This window comes from Paenibacillus sp. EB106-05-06-XG162, from assembly GCF_058791655.1.
Genome location: NZ_JBYTDT010000001.1, coordinates 109120 through 134603, shown reverse-complemented (window position 1 = coordinate 134603; position 25484 = coordinate 109120). Strand labels below are relative to the sequence as shown.

Sequence of the window (25484 nt, the reverse complement as noted above, 5' to 3'; positions counted from 1 at the left end):
AATCAATGGCTTCCTTAAACTGATTATTGCAAAATCGCCTTCGCTACAATTGCAAGGTCTTCAATATCCACTTTACCGTCATGGTTGACATCGGCTTTCGCATTCCAGCCTGGCTGACCTTCTTGCTTACCATAAGCTGCTGCAACGATCGCCAAGTCTCCAACCGTGATACCGTCTTTTCCATTGACATCGGCGGAGATTTTCTTCGCTTCAAACATTTGAACGGCTGCTTCCAATGCTACTTTCGCGCTATCTACTTGCTGCTGCGTCGCATTCGGATCGTTCGCTGTTGCTTTCGCTGCATCGATCGCCGCCTGCAATTGCGCTTTGGATCCAACCACGTACAGTCCGTGCCCGTTGCCTTCCACGGCTGCATCGTGCTTCGCCTGAGAGCTAGCGATCGCAGCATTCAAGAGCGACTTATCTACCGAGATACTGATTTGTAGCGCGTGGGTCGCTCCTCCAACCTCCAGCTCGTTCCCTTCCCCGTTGGCTATAACAACGTTGCCTACAGAAATCGTTGTATCGGTTGCTTTGGTATCGGATTTCACCGTAAATTTGAATTTCAACAAATCTCCTTGGGCAGGCACGCCTTGATTCGCGCCTACGCTCGCAGCCACAATCCGGATATGACCCGGCACCATTTCCTTCTGTTCAATGACCTTAAATCCATCGTTCAGTGTTGTAACCGAATCGAACTTCAAATTCGCAGGATCATAATGTAATGTCACATCTTGCGCATACATTTTCTGATATACGCTTTGCGTCACGCCGCTTAATCCCATCGTCAAATCGATTGTTTGGCCAGGAACTGCTTGATGTGCACCCGTCAATGTGGACCCAAGACGCGTTGATGCTTGAAGTACAGTCACTTGGATGCTTGTTGTCAAATCGACGCTGTTCGGGTTTACCACACCTGCTGGCAGTGTGACCTTTCCGCTTATCGTGAAAGTCTGCTCCGTTGATTTGGACGGATCGTAGGATGATGCATCCACATTCCATGCGACATTCGCATTTACATTCCCTACACTCGTAACCAGTGCAACCGTTGCCGGTAATCCAAGTGCTGCCGCTGTTTTGGCTGTTCCGTTCGCCACTCCGGTAATCGCAGCGGGCGCTTGAATACTCTGTAATGTGCTGTCGACAGGACTCAGCTCAAACCAGTTGATGTTCCAACCGCCTTTACTAACATAGAGTCTCACCGTATGTGTTCCTGAAGGCAATGTAACGGTATCAGAGACCGTTGTCCAATTCTGCCAGCCTCCCGTTGCAGGGAAAGAAGTGGTTTTCTTATTCACGCCGTTGATCGTAAATTGTACTTCACCTGTATTACCCGTATTTACCGCAACTCTATATTTTACTGTATAGGTTCCGTCAGCAGGTATATTGACTTTATACTCCATCCAATCCCCGGCATCAATATACCCCACGTTCAGTCCACCCTCAGAGCTTGGCTCTGTCTTGATTCCCGACATGGCGACGTAGTCTTCCGCCTCAAATTTACCTAATGTTTGGGCCGGTGATTCAGCATTGACAGGCGCACTCCATAACGTAATTCCAGAAGCATCCTTTGCTCTTACTTTGTAGGTATGCTTTGACGTTCCAGTGATTCCCTTGTGCAGATATGGACTCGTTACGTTATTTATAATTCCGCCATCAACTTCGAGATCATAGCCTGTTGCACCAGGGACAGCATTCCATACCACATGAATCTCGGAACTGCTGACTCCAGTCGCTGTAAGTCCGGTAGGTATAGTCAGGGACGTCTTGTCATGATAAACCTGAAATTCTGACAAGCCATTATTTCCTGTACTGCCTGTTACCTGGAATCTGACCCATGTAACTTGCTTATCTGCAAAAGATATTTTTTTAGCTGTACCATCATTCGGTAGATCTGTTACTTGCACCGAACTGCCATCACTAAATGTAAGTGTACCCCCTTGCGACCAATCGTTTAAATTCGGACGGTCATAGAGGAATATTGTATTCATCGTCTGACTGTTACTCCAATCTAACTGTATCCAAGGATTCGCTTCACCGTTCGATGCCCATTCTCCTGCACCCCATACACCGATGATGTCATCAGCTACGTTCTGAGGGACATACCTAGGATCATTAGCAGGAAAAGAAGAAGCTGTAATCGTCGCACGCTGAGCCAAGTTCTCAGGCTCTGTCGGCAGCGTAGACGGAGGTGGTGCTGTTGTTCCGCCATAGATGTACAGTTGATCATAATAGCTCACACCTCGTCCGTCATCTGACCCTAATGCAACTTGATTGAAATGAGTGTTTGAATTCAAGGTCTTCACTTGGATCCCGTCAATAGATAACTTGACATCCGTACCACTGGTATAATCCCATTTCAATTCATGCCAACCATAAGTACGAGGAACGGAAGTTGCAATTTCTGTTGAACCGTCTAAAATAACGTAATAATCTTTATTCACGGTCGTATCCAGACCCAACCCTACTGCATTAACACCATTGTCAACCCTTGCCAGAGATTTGACTGTCGATGAAATCGTTACCCCTGAATCATAAGGGGCTTGATTTCCGTTTTGCCTGTCAAATAATTTCACAGTAACAATTTTATTGAGCGCACCTCCTAAATCCCTGTACAGTACAGGCTTTATGCCCGTTGCGGCGCCATCGCTATCGATTTTCAAAGCTTTTTTGCCGTTTAGAGCTCCCTCAGACATCCATTCGGTTGTAATACGCGGCTTAATCCCTCTATACACCCATTTGGAAAAGTCCAATCCCTTTTCAAAATCATCTTCGAAATAGATATCGGCTGGTTCTTGGAATGTGTTTCTTGCAGGCTTATAGATACTTGGAAAATCTGCCCCCACACCTATGTTGGCATAGTCCATTAATGAATCATCAAAAGAAGCGAGTTGATTGTAGGCAGTACCAAAATCAATGTTTGTGTTGATCAATGTATATTTTGCATTATAGCCGCCAACTTCAAAATTAAAATGCTGCGGATTGACGATCTTTACATTACGCAGTTCAAATCCGGAAGTACCCATATCCAGATTCATTCCATTGGGAGCGATGTCTGTCATACTTGGATTTGCCCCCACATTGTCAATGACCATTTGATTAATATAGTTGGGCTTATAATCGGTTTGACCTTTATATAGGTAGCAGGCGAAGAACGCACCGTCATCTCCACCATCCTGCTGCATGTCGTGCAGGTAAATATATTCGAAGGTGTTATGATGGGAATACATATCGGTCATGATATTGAAATTCTTATCACCGTTTGGAAAGGCAACATTAGGATTACGGCTCCATCCAGCTGATATGAATATTCCCCTTCTAGGCGAGTTATAAATTTCAAGATGGGAGATCGTATTATAACCGGAATTCATGATCATAACGCCTTGAGTTTGGCCTACCAGTTGACCTACATCATGGATGATCGTATTGGTGACCGTATTATGGTGGCTATAGCCGTCTCCATTCGCATCTCCACCGACACCGGGATACCCGCCCTCGATATTGACACCGCCATGTCCGGTGTATTCAATCAAACTATCTTTAATCATCGTATATTGGTTGGCTAAATAGAGTTCGATTCCGAACATGCCCGCATTTTTAATATGAGCCTTCGATATCGTGATGTTACTCGTATTCGTTAACGTAATGACGCCAACTTGGAACTCCACTCTTTCGGTCTGTTCGGCGTACGATGGTTGTGTGCTTCCTGCAGCTTCCGGCGGGTAGTACCCCAAGCCTGCACCGGCATCGCCCCAGTTCCATCCGTAGCTGTAGTAATCAGGGAAGTTCGTATCTTTAAACTCCAGACCGCTAAATGTAATATGCGACACCATGCTCGTTCGGGATGCGCCTTTGATATCGATGATTTTTTCTACAGCAGGGATCACGATATCTTGATCGTTGATACTACCTGATCCGGCTAATGGATAATAATACAGATACCCCGTCTTTTTGTTAAAGTAATATTCACCAGGCTGGTCTAGAAATCCAAGATTCCCTTGCACAAAATATCTCGCATCACTACCGGTCTTATATTTGGGGCGATAGGCCGCAGAATTGGTGGGGTCCGTTTTGTATGTAAGTGTGCGCGTAGAAGTATTTATGCTTGCAATGGGAATCGTGTCCGTCATCCAATCCCAATAACCGCCGTCCCACATATATACCTGAGCGTCCAAATCCCCTCGATTCTGCGCATTGACAAGCCCTGTCAATGATTCGGAATCGATATCGCCTTCTTTATAGATCAGATTACTGATTCCGCCTCCCGCTGATCTCATATAGGCAGTCGATGATGCCGGAAATCTCGGATCGACTACTAGATTTTTCGTTCGTGCCATCGTCGCTCTGGCATCATTGACATATAAAGTATTGAAGTTAATCGTTGTACCTACATAGGTTTTGAATACGTTTCCATCTGCAGAAGCTGGCAAGTCAGCATCCACACCTGTCCGCGTTACCTTATCCCATGCAGAGGTTACCTTATTGCCGCCAATGAATTTCGCAGTTCCTAATCCATCCTTCTGGGTATAGATGATGTTATGCCCATTGGTTCCCGAATCTCTCTCCACGAAGGAAATCGGATTGTTGACGTAATAATCACCCTTAGCGATATACACAATAATGTCGCCTGTCATTTGGCTGTTAATCAAACGCACAGCATCGCGCGCCGCTTGTATTGTCGCAAATGGGTGGTCAGCTGAACCGTCATTCGTATCGCTGCCAGACGGTGACACAAAGAACTTCGTTTGTATATTGTCCGAGACTACATTTGGAACACTTTCGGCTGCATGTACATTTGATCCTGGGACATACCATGTGATCGATAGCATAAACATTACGATTAGAATATTAAGTTGTTTACGTAACTTCATTATGACTCACCGGTCCTTTCGATTTCGCTCAAAACACAATACAATTTACATCTTTGAGCACCTACTCAATAAGCATCCTCCCCCGTGTTCAAAGTGTGAGGTCTTATGATTGCAATTTCACAGTAGTTGAACGGATGCCATCTTGAATACTGAAAAAAGGAGAACTTCTTCTGAAATTGGCTATTTCGGGTCTTTAAAATAAGCACTTTTCATTAAAATTGTGATATTTTCGATTCTACTCCATGAAAAAGCCAGTGATCCCATCAAGTGGGACCACTGGCTTCATCAATTATTATTTCAAAATCGCCTTCGCTACGATCGCAAGGTCTTCAATATCTACTTTACCGTCATGATTGACATCCGCTTTCGCATTCCAGCCCTGCTGACCTTCTTGCTTGCCGTATGCTGCTGCTACGATCGCCAAGTCTCCGACCGTGACGCCGTCTTTTCCATTGACCTCGGCGGAGATTTTTTTACTTTCGAACACTTGAATTGCTGCTTCCAATGTGGATTTCGCGCTGTCTACTTGCTGCAGCGTTGCATTCGGATCTTTCGCCGTCGCTTTCGCCGCATCGATCGCCGACTGCAATTGCGCCTTGGAGCCTTTCACGTACAGCCCGTGCCCGTTGCCTTCCAACGCTGCATCGTGCTTCGCCTGAGCGCTAGCAATCGCAGCATTCAAGAGCGACTTATCTACTTGATTACTAATTTGCAGGGCATGGGTCGCTCCTCCAATCTCCAGCTCATTCCCTTCCCCGTTTGCAATGACAACATTGCCTACAGAAATCGTCGTATCGGCAGCTTGGGGAGCTGATTTGGCTGTGAATTTGAAGGCCAATAAGTCGCCTTCCACTTGCACGCCTTGGTTCGCGCTTACGCTCGCAGCAACAATCCGGATATGTCCTGGCACCATTTCCTTCTGCTCGATGACCTGGACTCCGTCTTTCAACGAGGTTATGGAATCGAACCGTATATTCGACGGATCATAATGAAGCATTAAATCTTGCGCATACATCTGCTGATATACACTCTGCGTAACACCGCTTAGTCCTAGCGTGACATCGAATGTTTGGCCAGGGGCGACTTGATGTACACCTGTCAATACAGATTTTGGCATGCTTGATGCCTGAAGCACCGTCACTTGGATGCTTGTTGTCAATGGGATGTTATCAGGATTTGAAACCCCTGCCGGCAAGGTTACGGTTCCTTCAACCGTGAAGGTTTGTTCTGCCGTTACAGCCGGATCATAGCTTGAATCATCCACATCCCATGTCACATCAGCATTTACATTTCCTCCATAGGTGACAAGTGCTACGGTCGCAGGCAGTCCAAGGGCTGCTACCGTCTTGGCTGTACCGTTAGCGACACCTGGAATTGCTGCAGGTGCCGTGATGCTTGTAAGCTTTTTGGATCCGTCTGAGACATCAACCTGCTGCAATATTGTAGCATTACGTCCGTTAACATGAGCTACAGCTATAATTGTTCCTGCTTTTGAATATAAAGAAGGTTCAAGATCAACAAAAGTAATCGGTAATACCGTACTTCCGGGCTGACCATCTACTATCGTTTGCGCCGAAACGGATGTTGGTAATACAGGTGCTTCCTTAATCAATGTTGATATAGGCGATAATGAGTTTATTGATGTTACACCGTTAATATGGACTTGGACACTCACTTTGCCGTACATTCCCACCAATGAGCCATTAACAGTGTATGTTCCCGGAGTATTCAGAACTTCATTGTTCATCATATCCCACTTAACAGGAATTTCCTGAGTAGTAACGCCATCAAATGTCACGGAAACCGTAGCCGGAAGTGTTGGTGATGTGCCGACCGTTGTTGATACCGGTGAAACCGTTTCTATTGTTGCATTTGTATAGGACTTATAAATACCAACAGTATAGTTAGTCGTTGCGCCCACTTTCGATGTCTGAGCGATTGTGATCGTATTTGGACCGAATATTAAAGGTAAAGTTTGCGCCGTCATATCCGTGAATTGGTCCGTAATATTTGTGCCGTTCAGCAAAATGGAGAATGTTGCGCCATGTTCTGAAGTTGGCATACTAAGTGTGACGTCCTTAGTTGGATCGGTAATTGAAGCCTGATACGATGTGTGATTAGGGTTGAAATCTCCATTAAGTTTTGCATTACCCAGCTTGAGATTCGCATCATATACCATATTTGGTTCTATTTTGTTTGTCTTTACATTAATATCGTCTACGCCCAAGTTAAACTTAGCTTGGCCGAAGTCCCAAGGAGCAAAAGCAATAAAGCCGCTTGTATAGGTTGAGTCTTGCCCCACAATTGTGGTATTTCCGTCAAGTGTTGCGGATATCGTACCATTTGTAACAGTGATGGACAACGTATGCCACTTGCCAGTGCCAGTGACTGCTTTAAATAGGTCAGCAGGCAGATCAGCACTTGTCGATCCCTCTATTTTGTTGTTCGTATGGGTAGCATCACTATTTTGATCAGCACGGTATAACTCCATTTTATTGTTACTTTTATTAAAAGCAACATTGTATCCAGCCGGTTGGTATGTCATTTTCCCTGCGTGAGTACCGGATTTGACAATCGGCTGCGTATTAACAAAGAAACGTAATGGATGTGCAGTGTCTGTATAATCGCTAGCAAGCGCAAATTTTAAATCAAGCGTGTAATTGCTCCAATTATGCGCAGGCGCCTCTTCATAATAGAGGGCTGGTTCATTGTTGACGATCATAACATTGTTACTGCCATTTGTCGTATCTTTCTTCGGGTTCGCTATAACTTTCAAATTCGGATTAGTTCCCCAGAAAGTTGTAAAACCATCTTTATTATATGCTGCAGACTGTCCAGAACTCGTAATTGCAATTTCGGTTTTCGGCATTCCGTTCTCAAAATCCCAGTTGTTGATTAATGTAACAGGGTCTACTACTACTGGTGGCGTATAAGGTGGTACTGAACCCGCACTCGGTTGAAGCGGCACTACTGGATCAGCGTCTACACCACCGTAAACATCGATTAGATCATAGTAGGACATACCAGTATTTTTGCCTGGAGCGCCAGTGCTATCGTAATTTCCCATTCCAATATAATTGAATGACGCTCTATCGAGTGTTGTTACCTCTTGGTCATTAATATAAAGTGTAACTTTGCCGGCATTAGAGTAGTCAAACTTAAACTGATGCCACCCAAAACTACGAGGTATAGTCGTTAACTTTTCAGTCGTACCATCAAGATAAGTAAAATAGTCTCTGCTAGCATGACCGTTAATTCCAAGCCCTACATGGTTGGCAGTAGTATTGTCATCAACTCTCATGTAAGATTGACCTCTAACATCCGAATCATTCAATCCTTCATTGTAGTCATTACCGGCATAATCACGACGTTTATCGAAGAACCAACCAGTTACGGTTTTGTTTAAGTTGTCGTCGAATGTTCTACTGACTGCAACCCCATCTGAATTCCCTTTCGCACCGCCGTTAATGAACAGAGAATAATGACCGTTGAACGGACCTTCAGCTGTATACGCGGTGGAAATAACAGGATTACCTTTTTCAATTGACCATTTTGTTGTGTCAATCTCTCCGCCTTCAAAATTATCCGAAAAATAGCTATCCGATTGTAATTTCGGCGAGTTTGGATTATACAATTCGGAAGTAAATGGAAATTCTTGACGGTTAATACCGATACGGGCATAGTCCATCTTCGAATTGTCAAACGAATAATAAAGACGCGGACTATACGCTGACGTTGGATAATCGCTGTTTACGTTATCAACATAAAATACATCACCATTTTGCGTCGGTTCAACACGTAAATTAGCACTTTGATTGTTAATACCTTCAATATTAGAAAGATAAGTACCTGTAGCACCCATAGCCAAGTCCATACCATGAACCGTATTAGGATCGCGGACGTCGGCTGCACTACCAATCTCCGAAGTTACAATTTGATTAAAGACATTACCCGCCTTGGATTCACCATATGGCTGACCTGTTACTGGATTAATAGCCTTTGCCGGGTCCTTTGTTCCGTATTTTCTCTGTACATCATTGCCTTTGAAGAGAGCTCCAATGAATATTGCACTATCCTCAGCGGTATCTTGTTCCGCATCATGCACATAAATATATTCGAAACGGTTGCCGTAGTTATACACGTCTCTCACCGGGTCAAAGTTTGGACTTGAATTAGGCATAGTTTGTGCTTGACCAACAAACGAAATTGCACGTCGTGGAGCATAGTAAATTTCTAGGTTCTTAAAAGTGCTAAAACCTGTATTCATTACTTGTAATCCAGCACCAAAAGCATTTACTTGTCCAACATGGTGAATGGACAAATTATAGAAGGTATGGTTGTTGTTGTATTTTCCAACTCCTGGATAACCGCCATCCGTATTGATACCGCCCATACCAGAGTTATCGATAACAAGGTTTTGGAACGTATTGTATGAATTATCGCGCCAAAGAACGATTCCAAACATTCCTATATTAGTAATTCGGCTGTTTTGAATAGTAATATTATTAGTATTAATCAATGTAAACCCGCCATGCATATATGCAGGACGAACAGCATAGTCAGAATAATATGGCTGTGTACTGCCCGCTGCCTCGGGTGGTGGGTATGGAATTGCTGTACCGCCAGCATACCAAGTTTCACCGTAGCTCCAACCATCTACAATATAATTATCTGATTCTGTAGCTTCGAGAGTGAATCCGTCGAAAGTAATGTGGCTAACTTGTTTTGCAAGATCCGGTGCTTTGCCCCAATCCGCAATTTCCGGTTTATCAGAACCTTGCAAACGAATAATTTCCTTCGTAGTCGGAACTACGACATTCAAGTTGTTCATATCCTGGGCGCTTGCAACACCATCAGCTGCTGTCGGATAGTAGTAAAGCCAGCCCGAATGTTTATCATAGTGATACTCGCCAGGCGAATCCAAGAAAGAAATATTTCCTTGCAAGAAATAACGAGCATTGGCATTAATGTTGTATTTTGTAATATACATTTCAGGATGCGCAGGATCGAACGGTGAATACATCATATTATTCGTTGTATCGATTCTGTTAATAGGAAGGGTGTTAGACTCAAAAGCATATCCTCCACAGTCAAAAACAAAAAGTTGAGCAATTTCTGCAACATTTGCGACTTGAGCTTTTACTAGAGCATCTATTTGAGCCGGAGTCAGGTCACTCGCTTTGTAACCCATATCTTTGTTTGAACCGCGGGTTGACAAGAAATAGGGGCCATTCCACGATGGGAATTCAGGATCCTCTACCTTATTGGGCGTACGGGCCATGATCGCTTTTTCGAAGCCAATATTATCTTTTTGAGAGCCAATATAAAGTTGGTTGAAGTTATATTGTTCAGGATCAAGTTTAACTTTATATACTTTACCCTCCGCAGATTGTGGCAATTGACTTAAATAATCTGTACCAACTACATCTGCAGCACTCGTCTGCACCCAACCGCCTGTAACAGGGTTGCCGCCGATTAAATGCGTGCTTCCGGGAGCTCCAAGGCTTTTATAATGAACCTGATGCCCATTAAAACCTGAATCCTTTTCGTCGAATTTCAACGGGTCATGAATGTAATAATTGCCCGGTGCAACAAAAACATAAATATCGCCAGTCATATCTTGATTGATTTGACGAACAGCTTGTTGGGCTTTTGCAATGGTCAGAAAAGGATGCTCATAAGTCCCATCATTATCGTCGCTGCCTGTTGTGGATACAAAAAACTCCTTGTAAATATTACCCGATGCGTTAGCGCTTACATGATTAACAACGCCACAGAAGGAGCTAATACTCAATACAAAAACTAAAAATAGTTGCAATATTTTTTTAGGATTATACTTACTCATTCCATCGTCTCCTCACATTCTTAAGTCTCTAATCGAAAACTCGCAGTGCCTATAAATGGAGCGCTTTCAAGAAGTTCCTCTCCTTTCATCCATTTACAATGCTTCATACGTTGTTAGCATTATTGTGTATTCTGATCATAGTGTTTTAGCTGGGCAAAATTAACTGCAAAATTGATGGAAAACTTCATATTTGATAGAAATCATCCTATTAAATTTGACTTTTCTCGAAAAAAATAAGGGTTTAACCAATAGCAATCAAATTGAAGATTACCTGCGCCGCTTCAGCACGTGATGAAATTCCCTTCGGGACGAACTTGTCTTGTGAGCGTCCTTTGATGAGCTGTAGCTCAGCCGCTGCACTCACCGCGTTCACCGCCCATGGCGATACCTTATTCATATCTTTAAATCCAGGGGCTATAGAGGAGCCAAACGATTGACCGCTCATCAATTCGTATGCTTTCATTGTCATGGTGACCATTTCCTCTCGGGTTATTAGCCCTTTTGGATCAAAGCTAGTAGCGCTCTTCCCAGTCACGATTCCGGCCTTGAACGCCTTGGCGACCGCATCGGCGAACCAATCACCAGCTTTGACGTCCGCGAATTGAAGTTCTGCCTTATCATTCAGCTTCAAAGCTTTTACCAGCATCGCCACGAATTCTGCACGAGTAATAGCGCGTTCTGGCTCGAATGTGTTCGCGCTAGTCCCGCTGATAATTTGCTTCGCCGCCAGCTCTGCAATCACATCGTAGGCCCAGTGGGTCGATGGAAGATCCGTAAACTTATGAACTGAACCGCCCTTTCCGCCTCCGTTGTTGCCGTTACCATTGCCGTTACCGTTACCATTACCATTGTTGCCATTGCCATTGCCATTGCCATTACCGTTACCATTACCGTTGCCATTGTTGCCGTCATTCGAAATCGCGACCGTCGTCTTAACGCCAACTTGTTGTGACTTGGAAGCTATTTGACTGTCTACCAGCTTCAAATCTGTTAATTCAATGTTGGCATCTCCCGAATTTTTAGCGACGAAATTGATCGTGACAAACGTGATATTGCCTTTATCGCCAGGCACATCCCCCATCTTGGTATAAGCGAATTGGATATGCCCGCGAGAAGTCTCACCCGCAGTAAACCCGAATCCGCTAGCGCCCGCACTCGCGCTCTGATACGTCAGCTTATCGGCGTCATAATTGACATTCACTTCGTAACCGAAAACATCTGTCATATCCTTCCCTTTCACGGTAACGGAGAACTGGTCATTTTTCGCAATATGATTGTTCGAAATTGATAAGGAATAGGAGGGTTCGTTCGCTGCTAGAGCAACCTGCGGTAGTAAAGATAGGAATAATACGAAGGACAGGCCGTAAGAAAGAAGTTTACGTCTCATGGATTTCAATACCCCTCTCGTCAATGGAAGGACGGCATCTAGCCATCCTCCCTATCACTGTGCAATATTTAATTGATTTCCCTCGAAAAAATTAGATCGAAGCCACTTTGCAATTCGCCTCCAGCAGTCCCTCGGAGGATGTACTTATGACGATTTCACCCGCTTCTTCCATCGATTGAACAATAAGCAGGCAGCTGCCGTTGAACGCTTTTCTTCGATTCGATTTATCAGGCTCATGACTGCTTGGGTTTCCGTTGCCAACGCCCAAGATCTTCCCTTTTCCTTCTACAGCGAAAGAGATCTCATGATCTGCCGTAGGTACAACGCGTCCATGCTCATCCACCACATACGCTCGAATGACAGCCACGTCACATCCGTCGGATTGCATTTGCGTGCGATCCGGCACCAGCTTCACTGCATACGGGGCATCCGTTGTTGCAACAACAGCGCGCGCTGCCTCCACGGAGCCATTTCGGCCGATCGCCACCAGCTCACCCGGCGCATACTTCACGGTCCATTCCAAATGCGAGGCGCTTACCATATCTTGTTCCCCTAAGCTCACGCCGTTATGGAACAATTCAATGCGTTCACAGTTGCTGTACACCCATACTTCGATGTCCTGTCCTTCCTTATCCGGCCAATTCCAATGCGGCATAATATGCACGATCGGCTCCTCCGTCCAAGCCGACTTCAAATAGAAGTAGTTGTCTTTCGGGAACCCGCATGTATCCATTACGCCGAAGTGGGAGTTGATGTTTGGCCATTCGTAAGGCGTCGGCTCACCTCGGTAATCGAATCCTGTCCAAATGAACACGCCGGAAAGAAACGGATTCTCGACGACATCGCGCCATGCTTTCTCCACGGAACAGCTCCATTCAGGAATGTGAATGCCGTATTCCGGACAATACCCTTGAACATCATCCCGTTCATAAATCCCGCGGGTTACCGTACAGCTCGCACTTTCACTGCCGATCATCTTCCGGGAAGGAAATTGCTGATGGTCACGGATATCTTGATCTTCCCGCTGACCGTAGTTATAGCCGACAATATCGGCGCCATCGCTATATCCTCCGTCATTCCATCCATGATTCATCGCGGCAAGCGTCGGTCTGGTCGGATCGATGCTGCGCGTGATCGAAGCTAACGTTCTTAGCATGCGCGCGCCCATGACGGTCCCTTCCAGAATTTCTTCATTTTCCATGCTCCACAGGATGATGCAGGGGTGGTTACGGCCGCGATACAACACAAACTTCAAATCCTCAATCCCGCTTGGCGAAATATCCAGCTTCCTATTCTCCTCCACAACCAGTATGCCTAATTGGTCACAGAGATCCAGAAGCTCTGGCGTCGCCGGATGATGGGCGCTCCGATAGGCATTGCACCCCATCTCTTTCAGCAATTTGAGCTTGTAAGCAATCAGCTGATCCGGCAACGCTACACCTACGCCCGCAAAATCCTGATGGTTGCAGGTACCTTTAATCGGATAATGCTTCCCGTTCAGGTAGAAGCCTGAATCCGCTGTAAATTCAATCGTTCGAATACCGAAGCTCGTCCGGTAATCGTCACGCAGCCCTGCTTCATCGTAGACTTCCGACATGACATAGTAAAGGTACGGCGATTCAGGCGACCAAATCTCGGGATGATCGATGCGAACAACCTGTTCGAACGTCCCCTGCCGTTCAAATGGAATGTCCATGTTGCTTGAACCTTCCCCTACGAAATTTCCTTCTGCATCATAGATCTTCGATACGAGTCTGCAAGCTTTGTCTGCAAAATACGCATTCTTCACGACTGTGACGATGGAAATTTCAGCTTGCTCTTCGCTAACCACAGGCGTCGTCACATACGTTCCGAACCGGTCTACATGAAGACGATCCGTTACCGTTAACCAAGTATGCCGATAGATGCCGGCCCCCTCATACCACCAGCCCTCATAATCGGACGCATCCACTTTGACCAAGACAACATTTTTGCCTTCGATGCCATAACGCGCAATATCCGTAATATCGTAGCCAAAGCCTGTGTACCCGCTTGCGTGCGTGCCCAGCAAATGACCATTCACCCAGACTGTACTGTTACGAAATACACCGTCAAACTCAAGCGTTAATTTCTTGCCTTCAAGCTCCTGCGGAATGTCGAACACTTTCCTGTAAAAACCTACGTCGGCAGTTAGATAGCCATGGCTTTTGTGGTGCTTGACTTTGCCTCCATCATTCACATACTCTCCCTCAACACACCAATCATGGGGCAAGCTAACTGCTTTCCACGCTTCCGGATCAATTTGCGAAGGTTCTCTTTCGTCAAAGTAGGCGATCTTCAGCCATTCTCCATCTTCGATATCCTCGCAATCGGTAATGCCTCCCGTCATACCGCCCTTCACGGCATGCATGATCGGCAAATCTCCTTGATGGAACATCCATCCTTTGTCGAAACTTTCCTTTAATCTATTGATATCAGCCATATTAACTCTCCTTGTATCATGTTGAACCATGTTCCGATAATTGCTTGGATAATGTTATTGCCTGGGGAATAAATTGATTGATGTATTTGTTGATGAAATTCTCCGCCAGATCCGTGAACCCGCATTTTTGGGTAGCACAATAACTCCGGTTACTTGAATAGATTGTTGATTCGTATCCGGAGTTATCGTTTCTTGCTTCTAACTTAATGCTCGTCCATTTCTATTTGCCGTTCGCAGCCTTCCATTCATCAATTTGCTTTTGTGCATCTGCAATTAATGCGTCTATACCCGCTGCTTTCAGTTTTTTCAGTAATTCTGGAACTGTTTTTTCAGGGTCTTGCGTTCCAGTATAGATGATCGAAAGATACTCATTCATGATGGCATTGACCTGCGCATTCTCTCTTTTCATACCATCTGCATTGTATAGGAAACCAAGAAGCGGTGAAGTTATAGAGTCGTCATTCGCTTTTTTCATTTGATCCCACGTATCTGCCGGTTGGCCTTTTTGCACATATGCATTGAACCAGCTACCGAATTCCCATGCATTGTTCGGATTGTAAGCCGAATCCTTGACAATTTCGACAGTATTCTCGTCTACTTTCGTATAATGCTTACCCTCAATGCCGTACGTAACCAAGTTGTAAAGCTCCTTATCCTCAAAAAGTAGATCGAGCAGCATCATCGCTCTTTCCGGGTTTTTACTATTTTTGTTAATTCCCGTCATTGCAGCAATAACAGAACCTGTATTTACAAATTGCGGTACGGGTTTTCCTTGAACGACCGGATATCCTAAATCCGTACTTGCACCAGATTCACTTCCAGGACCATATCCGCCTGTCACTACCACATATTTACCAGTCTTCGCCTCTGCTTTCTCATCTTTTAACGCAGCGGCATCTTTACGGATATAACCTTTTTCGTACCATTCTCTGAACATCTTGGCTTGTGCCATAAACTCTGGACTTTCCAACAAGTTGAATACCTTAAACGCAGGATCATCGGTGCGAATGCCCAGCGGATTTACACTGTTCCCTTGCACCTGGTCAACCGTCATACCTTTTTCATTATCGTACAATTCAAACATGTGCGTAATGTTGCCTGTTGCCAAATAAGGTGTGATGCCAGGCTCACCCTGTTTCACTTGCCCAAGAAAAGGCGTTATATCTGCATACTTCTTAATTTTTGTTGTGTCCAGAGCATATTTGTCAGCCAGGTCTTTCTTGATGTTTAAACCTCTGCCGATCGCATAAATCTGATAATTTAATACGCCATATGTTTTTCCGTTCACCTTTGCAGCAGGCCAGTACTTTTCAGGTACTTGCTCCAAAATATGTTTACCGTATTTTTGCAGCAGATCATCCAGCGGCAGCAAAGCACCTTTAGATACGTTCTGCGTGTAGTTATTCGCCCAAGACGACGTGAAAGCAAGGTCGTACGGCTCTCCGGAAGAGGTGATGACGTTCATTTTCTGATCGTACGCCCCCCAATCGATCGTGTTGATAGTTAAGGTTGCATTGATCTTTTCTTTCAAAATTTTATTGATTTCATCCGTGACAAGCTGTTGGTCCTTCTGAGGCGTTCCCACGACATACCATGTTAAATTCACGGGGTCTAATGTTTGATTTCCTTCCGTATCCGTTGTTGACGCTTGCGTCGGCGTGTCCGCTTTCGCAGCATCTTGATTCGCAGATTTGGATCCGCAGCCCGATAACATAGCGGTCGTAAGCAAACCCACCGTTAATAGTAAACATAATGTCTTTGGCATCTTTCTGATTTTCATTGCTGAACCCTCCTGAATATCATTCTCTTTATCTATTGCATACTGTTGCCAGTATTACAACCCTTCATCGGATCTTTTACCCCTTGACAGAACCTACTGTAATGCCTTTGACGAAATATTTGTTCGCAAACGGGAAGATGAACATCATTGGGCCTGCCGCCAGCACACAAATCGCCATTCTCGCAGATTGGTCCGGCATCGCAACGCCCTGCAATAGTCCCATGGAAGCGGCTACAGAATTTCTTAGATAATCCGCGTTCGACATAATCCGCCAGAGCAGAAATTGAAGCGACACATATTCACTATTCTGAATAAACATCAGGCTTAAATAATAGTCATTCCAGTACATAAGCAGGATGAACAGCGACACGGTGACAATGCCGGGCAGTGTAATCGGGACAACGATGCTGAAGAATACACGGTATTCGCTGGCGCCGTCCAATTTGCCCGATTCGATAATCGCTGGAGCAATATCGGACATGAAACCTTTCATAATCAATACAAACATCGGCATAACCAAGTAAGGAGCAATGAGAACCCAAATCGTATCAGACATATGCAGAACGCGAGAAATAATAATATACCAAGGTACCAATCCACCGCTGACTAACATCGTCAGGAATACATACAGTGACGTTTTCTGTGCATACGGATAGTCTTTACGCGACATCACATAGGCCAGCATGGTGGTGATGATAATGCTGAAGATCGTACCTACGATACATACGAAAATCGTTACACCATAAGAGGTTAGAAGCTGACCTGGGTCTGCAAAAATAAACTTGTATGCCGTGAAATCGATTTTCTCTGGAATCAAGCTGTATCCCTGCTTCATAATGCTCTCTTCGCTGGAGAGAGACACGGACACAACTAGAATTAACGGCAGTATACAGATGAATGAGAATCCAAGCAAAATGATATGTGAGATGATTCTGAATACCGGAAAGCCCCGGTTAATGACTGAACTAGACATAGACAACCACCTTAAAATACGGAATTTTCTGAGTCGAATTTACGAATAAGACCGTTGACGATCAGGACCAATACGAGACCAACAATCGATTGATATACGCCTGCAGCCGAAGCCATGCCAATATCACCGAGTGATTTCAATGATCTGTACACGTACGTATCAATAACATCTGTCGTGGCATAGAGCAGCGACGAATCTCGAGGAATCTGATAGAACATGTCGAAATTCCCTACGAAAATTTTGCCGACCTGCATGAGCACCATCAGGATGATGAGCGGCTTCAATAACGGGAGCGAAATGCTCTTGATCAGCTGCCATCTGCTCGCGCCGTCTACTCTCGCGGCCTCGTAATATTCTTCATTAATGCCAAGGAGACCCGTGAAATAGATGATCGTATAATAACCGGCATTCTTCCATACATACGTTAAAACGAGTAGCGGAGGCCAATATTTCGCATCGTTATACCAGAGTACGGCATCCTTCCCAAACCACTCTAGGATCGTGTTCACTAATCCATGCTCCATATCGAACATGGCCAAGAAAATGTAACTGACCACCGTAAAAGATAGGAAGTACGGCAGGAACAGCACCGTTTGATAGAACTTCACGGAAGATCGTCTCATTTCATTCAGCATGAGCGCGAATGCAACGGCGACGATCAGTAAGACAACGATAAAGGCCACATTGTATAAGACCGTATTTCTGGTGATCCGCCATGCATCTTGGGAGAACAAATATTTGAAGTTATCGAACCCCACCCAAGGGCTATCCCAGAAGCCTAAATCAATTTTATAGTCCTTGAAGGGCAGCAGGATGCCATATAGCGGCATATAACTAAATACGAATAACAGCAGCACGCCCGGAAGGGATAAAATGAATAGTTGTCTGTACCTCATGAAGGTTTTGATGAAGCTAGAACTTCGCAATGCCAATTCACTCCTTGTTGTTCGTTATTTCTCTTGCTAGTTCGAATCATAGAGCGAATCGCGATCCAAGAACACTGTCGAATTTAATTAATCCAGCAATGAAACCCTGTAAAATTTAATTTTTACTGCATTTTAGGTGTAAAAGGGCATAAAAATGCCGCTCTTTCCCATGGGAAACTAAGCGGCAATGTAATTTTAGGATTTGGTTATCGTTGTTTTGAGCACATGTTCTTTCGGCGTTACGCCATACTTTTTCTTGAATAGCTTGTAGAAATAGCTTTCATTCTCCATGCCAATCTTCTCGATGATCTGCACGATCGGAAGGTTTGAATTCTCCAGCATCTCTCTCGCCTTTTCCAATCGGACGCCATTAATATACTCCGACAGCGAAATCGTCATATTTTCTTTGAAAATTTTACCCAGATGGGTAGAGGACATTTTCAGTTGTTCTGCGACAAGCTGCAAGCTTAAGCCTGGGTCCGAATAACTTTCCTCGACGATCCCTTTCGCGGTCTCAATAATAAGGGCATGCTTCTCAGTATTGGATTGCTTGGCATTCCCTACGCCAAGGGAAATCAGCTGCATCAGCTCGTTCAAAATCTCTTCCATCGTCTCGAATTCCATCATCTTGAAATGATACACATTGTAATCGATATGTTGGGGTTGAAGCTTGGATTTATTCATTTCATTGAGCGTATTCAATATAAAAGTCGTTACATGCATAACCGATAACGTCATATTGTTGAAATTCTGCTCTTTAATCTCATCAAGGATGCTGACAATGACCTTTTCGGCATTTTGGATATTCCCAGACTTCATCACATCAACCAGCTTTTTATTCCACTGCTGAGCATAGTACACTTGTTGATTTTCGTTATTTGCTGTCACGGAATCCCCTGTAATGATGGAATTTCTTCCGAATAGGAGCCGATAGTTCGTATGATATAACGCTATACGATAGCTGCCTTCCAGTGCAATAGCAAATTCGGCCATTTCGCCAATGGACACGGATACAGTCATCTTGAAATAATTCATGATCATGTTCTGGGCTTCCGCAATACAGCCCGCCAGCGTAGGAATAACCTCGTCATGCTGGGCTTGTCCTGTATTCACGATCAGTACAATCTGGTCTTTCTTCATATCTACCGTTTCATTATTAAACTTAGCCTTCACCGTATCGTGCATAATATTGGCGATCGCAAACCGGAAGAGCTCTTGATCTCGATTGCTCTTCAGAAGAAAATGATTGTATTGATCGATTCGAATCACACATACGACCAGCTTCCCGCCGGATTCGAACAATGCGGTGTTACTCTCAATCGCACTAGCAATATCATCCTTCGTCATCGCATGACTATCAACAAGAAGATTGGTCAGATAATAGTTGTTAAGCAGCCGGTCTTTCGAGCGGGTTTCTTGATAATATAACTCTCGATATTCATAGTATTTATTATACATTTGATTTAAGACACTAATTTCATCTTCGATTGGCTTGTTATCACTTTCATCCCGATCCATTGTATTAATCTGTTTTACGAGCCTTCCGATTGGTACATAGATGTTCCTAGAGATCGCGAAGGAAGCAATTAACGCAATAACAATGAATAGCAATGTAATCAGCAAAATAATGAACTTGATATGGTCTACATTTTGGAATACTTCTTGATAAGGCTGGACCTTCACCAGTACCCAATCGACCCGATTCAAGTAGATGTAAGACACATAGCTTTTTTCCCCTTTAAAATCCGTGGTGAAGGAATCGAAAGAGACCCCCGTATCTGTAATGCCGTTCTTAATGAACTGGCTGTAAAGCGACTCTAGGGATGCTTTCGTCTCCTGATCATGATTTGGATTGCCGATATTGACGCCATTACCGTTCAATAGATAAATATTGCTCTTGGATTTCGGATTCGAGGTGTTGATTCGATTGATATTCTCCAGCATCCAGTCCGCTTTAATATTCACATAAATGCTGTCATCCGGCTTATTCTCCTCACTCAACCAATCATACATCGCATAGGTGAACACACCATCCGTTGGCTTGGATGCAATCGGATACAGGCTCTCCACTTCTCTATAGATCGGCTTAAGTACAGGTACGACTTGGTTAGAACGCATCATCGTCTCAAGACCGGGATCGCTGCTGAATATCCCCTTGTTGGTCGACACATAGACCTTCGATTTGCCATTATAGATGACGATGGAATGAATGAATGCGTTATTGCTCATATAGGTCGTTCTTAAGTTTTCCAGCGCAGCGCTTGCCTCGCGATAATTATCGTTGATATGATCCATATCCAGAATAGCCTTCGAATCACTGCTCAAATAGATCGAATTAGCTAAGTTCTTCACCGTCTGGTCGAAGTTATCTACATTATAGGCAACCTGGGATAAGATCTGTTTGTTTAGATCATAGTTATTTCGGACCACCGATTTCTCGACGTTCAAGTAAATAATCGTGGAAAAGAAAACCAAGATACTTAAGAGAGCTAAGACCGTCCATAAATAAATCCTTACGAAATATTTACCTGATCTGAAAAATTTCTTCATGATAGCGCTTACCCCTTTGTCTATTCGCGTGACCCATCATTCAATTTCTATCATTATAAAGTGTATTCTATCATGTGCAGTCAAATCGTTCCATAAATAACTTCTGATTCGCTGTATGAAAAAAACCATTGATCCCATAAAAATGGAATCAATGGCTTCTTCTATCGGATTATTGCAAAATCGCCTTGGCTACAATCGCAAGGTCTTCAATATCTACTTTTCCATCATGATTGACATCGGCTTTCGCATTCCAACCTGGCTGACCTTCTTGCTTACCGTAAGCTGCTGCAACGATCGCCAAGTCTCCAACCGTGATACCGTCTTTTCCATTGACATCGGCGGAGATTTTCTTGCTTTCAAACACTTGAATGGCCGCTTCTAGTACGGATTTCGCGTTATCCACCTGCTGCTGCGTTGCATTCGGAGCGTTAGCTGTCGCCGTGCCCGTTTCTCTCCATGCGTATTTCTCATAGTAAGCGCTATCAAAACTAGCCAGTACTATAACTCCAGCCATTGCTTTTACTATAGATTCAGGCATGCAAAAAAACACGTCTATCATGAACGAAAAAACATCTTTATTTTCTGCCATGATGAAGGACAAAAGGCCCAGTTTCGCTGCGAACGCAGCAGAACTGGGCCTTAAATCGTTCAGATAGTAAATGAATCAAGTGCATTCCTCTTGCTATGTTATTTCACTCTTGCAACCTTTAACATCTTGCGTCTTTCCTTGATGAAATGCCGCAGCCCCTTAAAGAAATGACCATTCACCATCATCAGAATACCATCCAACATTGGCATATTTACAACGCCACCTGTCATTCTGGCTATTCCCCTAAACGGCATATGATACACGGACATCATGATGAGATTTGCCGTGCTTCTTTTTCCTATTTTCCTGAGGTACCAATACGCAAACACGATTGAATGATACGCAAGCCTTGCAAATCCACCCTTGGCATATTGACACTGCGCGATCGTATCGTTATAACCAAGCGGTTTGGTTCTGTCCCATGCGGAGACCGGTACCTTACGTCCAAGCAGGTGTTCAAATTCTTCTTCACTCACCTTGCTTACTTGACCGGAATAATACGATGGAAGCTTCTCCTTGTCATAAGGTAATGGAGCCCCAGTTCCTTCCACATAAAGAACCTCTTCTAATCTGATATCGGCGCTAGAGGCACCAATCATGATCTTATATTCCGCTTCTTCGACTTCCCACTGATTACTCTTTACATTAAAATATCGGAAGGTCTTGTCGTCAAATGGAATGAATACCTGTTTGGACTCACCGGCATTAATAAATACTTTCGTAAATCCCTTTAATTCCTTGTTAGGTCTGAAAATATCTCCGGATTGACATCCAACGTAGAGCTGCACAACCTCCATGCCAGCCCTGTCCCCTGAATTGGTTAATTGGAATGTCACACCTGTCTTATGGACTTGAATATCAGCATACTCAAAGACCGTATAGCTCAGTCCGTAGCCAAACGGGAACAGGACCTCTACATTCGCTGTATCATAATACCGATAGCCAATGTACATCCCTTCTCTGTATTCTACGCTGACTTCCTTGCCTGGGAAATGGTGAAATGAAGGTGTATCCTCATATCGAAGTGGATAGGTTTCAGCCAATTTTCCGGACGGATTGACATCGCCTGATAATACCCGGAGGATCGCTCTCGCTCCAGCCTGTCCTCCTAAATAACCATGTAACAGTCCTTTTACCTTGTCAATCCAAGGCATTTCTACGGCAGATCCACAAGAAAGGATGGCTACGATATTCGAATTCACTTTATACAACGCATGTAACAAATCAATCTGATTCTCAGGAATCTTCATGCTTTGTCGATCCAGTCCTTCGGCTTCGGTCACTTCGTCCAGACCCAAATACAACAGAACAACATCTGCTTGCTCTGCAAGCGTGCACGCTAGATCTATTTTTTTCTGATTTTTCTTCCCATAACGCTCAAAGCCAGGTTCAAATCCGATGCTTACAATGCCTGATTGTTCAAAGCAATCCAGGGTATGATCCAGTATGGTCGGGTTTACGATCGATGAGCCTGCCCCTTGATATCGTGCATCCTTGGCAAAGTTACCGATAACAGCAACCTTTTTACCAAATTTAAGAGGTAGTATACTCTCTTCATTCTTAAGAAGCACGATGGACTCTTCTGCAACCTTTTGTGACACGCGATGATGTTTCTCGATATTAAAATCAATATGAGGACTCTGATAAGCTTCCTCCGTTGTAAAAATAAGTTCAAGCAACCTGTCTACACATTCGTCCAATACTTCTTCATTGATCCTTCCACTTTGAATAGCTTGAACAATTTCTTTGTCGGTCTCCCCGGCTGTGGTTGGCATTTCTAACTCATTACCAGCTAAAAGTCCTGCCACACGGTCATTGCTTCCGCCCCAGTCCGTGATCATCGTGCCTTTATAATCCCATTCACCACGCAGAATATCTTGCATTAAATGCATATTTTCATTGGCATAGGTTCCGTTTAATTTGTTATAGGAAGACATGATCGACTTCGTCTTGCCTTCTGTTACTGCAATCTCAAATGCGGTCAGATAGATTTCCCGAAGCGTTCTCTCATCCACGATGGTATCTATGGACATCCGTCTTTCTTCCTGATTATTCACTGCAAAATGCTTCACACAGGCTGAAATTCCTTGGGATTGGATTCCCCGAATATAACTGGCAGCCATTTTACCGGCATGATAGGGATCCTCGCTAAAATACTCAAAATTTCTACCGCATAAAGGATTTCTCTTCATATTGACGCCAGGTCCCAGCAAGACATGGACTTTTTGTGTAATAGCCTCTTCTCCAAGATATTCCCCGACTTTTTCTCCCAGCTCCGTATTCCAGCTATTGGCTACAGTTGCAGCTGTAGGATAACAAGTTGCCGGTAAACCAGCATTAAGACCCAATTTGTCTGACGCTACTGCCTGTCTTCGAATCCCATGCGGTCCATCTGCAAGAAATATACTATTGATTCCGAGACGTTCAATATCCTGAGTTTGCCAGAAATCTTTTCCTGACATTAAAGATGCCTTCTCTTCTAACGTCATTTCTGCAATTCGTTCTTTATACTTCATCTATAATCCTCTTCATATTGTTGGCAATAATAGCCAATATATTTCGCAATAGACTAATTTCAAAAAACTATAAAACTATAAAAGCTATTAATCGTTATTAAATATTCTACTACAGATTCCAAATACTTTCTAATGCTACTTTTATATCCTTGGAGACGGAATCAAAAAAAGCAGATACCTAATCAGGTACCTGCTTCAGACTGTCAAAAGTATCTGTTGATAGTCATTTGCCGCTTATCATTTAACGGCTTTCTCACCTTTCTCCGCATAACTTGGATCACCGACTGTCAGCACTTTAAACTTGCCGTCTTTCCATTCGATGGTCGTTACGCTCGAATTCGGCAAGCCACCTTTGTTCCAATCCCAACTTTCCGGATCCAGCGCTGTAACATAGTTCAGAATGGTGAGACCGTGACTCACGACAAGAATATTGCCGCTTTTTCCTTTGTTCTCTTCAACGATCTGATTCATTGCCGCTTCCGTCCGCTTATAAAGTTCAGCGTAAGATTCTCCGCCAACGGTTTTTAACAGATCTGGGCTATCGTAGAAGTCGGGATGCTGCTTCAGAATGTCTTTTGTATATGCCCCTTCCCAATCGCCGAAGTTCATTTCCTTAAAGCCTTTATCGGTATGGAGCGGCAGGTTTCTTCCATTCAGAATGATATCGGCTGTATCTACCGCCCGCTCACTTGTACTGCTGTAAGCCGCCATAAATGGAATGTCCTTTAAGCCTCTGCCCAAGTTTTCGGCAACCTTAACCCCTTTTTGCGTTAATGGAGAATCCGAATAACCTTGCATCCGGTCTTGCACATTAAATACCGTTTCGCCATGTCGTACCAAATAGAATGTAAGCTTCATTTCGCCTTTTTCCGCATAGCTTGGGTCACCGACAGCAAGCACTTTGAATTTACCATCTTTCCACTGTACCTTCGTCACGCTTGAATTCGGCAAGCCGCCTTTGTTCCAATCCCAGCTATTCGGATCCAATGCCGTCACATAATTCAGAATCGTCAATCCGTGAGACACGACAAGAACATTGCCGCCTTTCGCTTTATTCTCGTCCACGATCCGGTTCATCGCCGCTTCCGTCCGCTTATAAAGCTCTTCGTAAGATTCTCCGCCAACGGTTTTATACAAATCTGGACTATCATAGAAGTCGGGATGCTGCTTCAGAATATCGTCTGCAAATTCTCCTTCCCAGCTGCCAAAATTGATTTCTTTAAGCCGCTTGTCCTTCATGATAGGAACGTTTCTGCCTTTCAGAATCAAATTGGCCGTGTCGCTCGCCCGTTCGCTCGTGCTGCTGTAAGCTGCGTTAAATGGAATATCTTTTAACCCTCTGCCCAAATTCTCCGCAACTTTGATTCCTTTTTCTGTCAAAGGAGAATCCGAGTATCCCTGAAGTCGCTTTTGTGTGTTGAACACCGTTTCGCCATGCCGCACCATATAGAACGTAATCGCTTTGCCATCTTGTTTGGGATTACCTTCACTTACACCGGCTGCTGCCGCACTGTAAACGGTCATCAACATCATGACCATCATCATCGATATCGCTCTTGTTAATTTCTTCTTCAATGTAGGTCACC

11 protein-coding genes are annotated in these 25484 nt (G+C 44.2%); all 11 read right to left on the bottom strand.

Annotation, left to right across the window (positions count from 1 at the left end; genetic code table 11):
- Positions 1–23 precede the first annotated feature (23 nt).
- The gene (locus AC3WU2_RS00480; protein WP_492450332.1) at positions 24–4871 is read right to left on the bottom strand and encodes a DUF7402 domain-containing protein; all 4848 of its coding nucleotides are present in this window, start codon (positions 4869–4871) and stop codon (positions 24–26) included.
- Positions 4872–5163: 292 nt separating this feature from the next.
- Positions 5164–10716, bottom strand: a complete 5553-nt coding sequence (locus AC3WU2_RS00475) for an Ig-like domain-containing protein (protein ID WP_492450330.1) — start codon at positions 10714–10716, stop codon at positions 5164–5166.
- 241 nt (positions 10717–10957) lie between these two features.
- Entirely contained in the window at positions 10958–12103 is a 1146-nt protein-coding gene (locus AC3WU2_RS00470) for an S-layer homology domain-containing protein (RefSeq protein WP_492450328.1), read from the bottom strand.
- A gap of 91 nt (positions 12104–12194) precedes the next feature.
- A complete protein-coding gene (gene galA, locus AC3WU2_RS00465; RefSeq protein WP_492450326.1) occupies positions 12195–14564 on the bottom strand; it encodes a beta-galactosidase GalA in 2370 nt (789 codons plus the stop codon).
- A 220-nt stretch (positions 14565–14784) separates the two neighbouring features.
- On the bottom strand, positions 14785–16344 hold the full coding sequence (locus tag AC3WU2_RS00460) for an ABC transporter substrate-binding protein (protein WP_492450324.1): 1560 nt from the start codon (positions 16342–16344) through the stop codon (positions 14785–14787).
- A gap of 76 nt (positions 16345–16420) precedes the next feature.
- Positions 16421–17317, bottom strand: a complete 897-nt coding sequence (locus AC3WU2_RS00455; protein WP_492450322.1) for a carbohydrate ABC transporter permease — start codon at positions 17315–17317, stop codon at positions 16421–16423.
- 11 nt (positions 17318–17328) lie between these two features.
- Complete coding sequence (locus AC3WU2_RS00450; RefSeq protein ID WP_492450320.1) at positions 17329–18243, bottom strand: ABC transporter permease; 915 nt, start codon at positions 18241–18243, stop codon at positions 17329–17331.
- 195 nt (positions 18244–18438) lie between these two features.
- Positions 18439–20793: an AraC family transcriptional regulator gene (locus AC3WU2_RS00445; RefSeq protein ID WP_492450318.1), complete on the bottom strand. Its 2355-nt coding sequence runs from the start codon at positions 20791–20793 to the stop codon at positions 18439–18441.
- Positions 20794–20962: 169 nt separating this feature from the next.
- Positions 20963–21331, bottom strand: coding sequence for a dockerin type I domain-containing protein (locus AC3WU2_RS00440; protein WP_492450317.1), 369 nt, complete (start codon positions 21329–21331; stop codon positions 20963–20965).
- A 149-nt stretch (positions 21332–21480) separates the two neighbouring features.
- Positions 21481–23898 (bottom strand): beta-glucosidase, encoded by a 2418-nt coding sequence (locus tag AC3WU2_RS00435; protein WP_492450315.1) that lies wholly within the window; start codon positions 23896–23898, stop codon positions 21481–21483.
- 237 nt (positions 23899–24135) lie between these two features.
- Positions 24136–25473: a histidine phosphatase family protein gene (locus AC3WU2_RS00430; protein WP_492450313.1), complete on the bottom strand. Its 1338-nt coding sequence runs from the start codon at positions 25471–25473 to the stop codon at positions 24136–24138.
- Positions 25474–25484 lie beyond the last annotated feature (11 nt).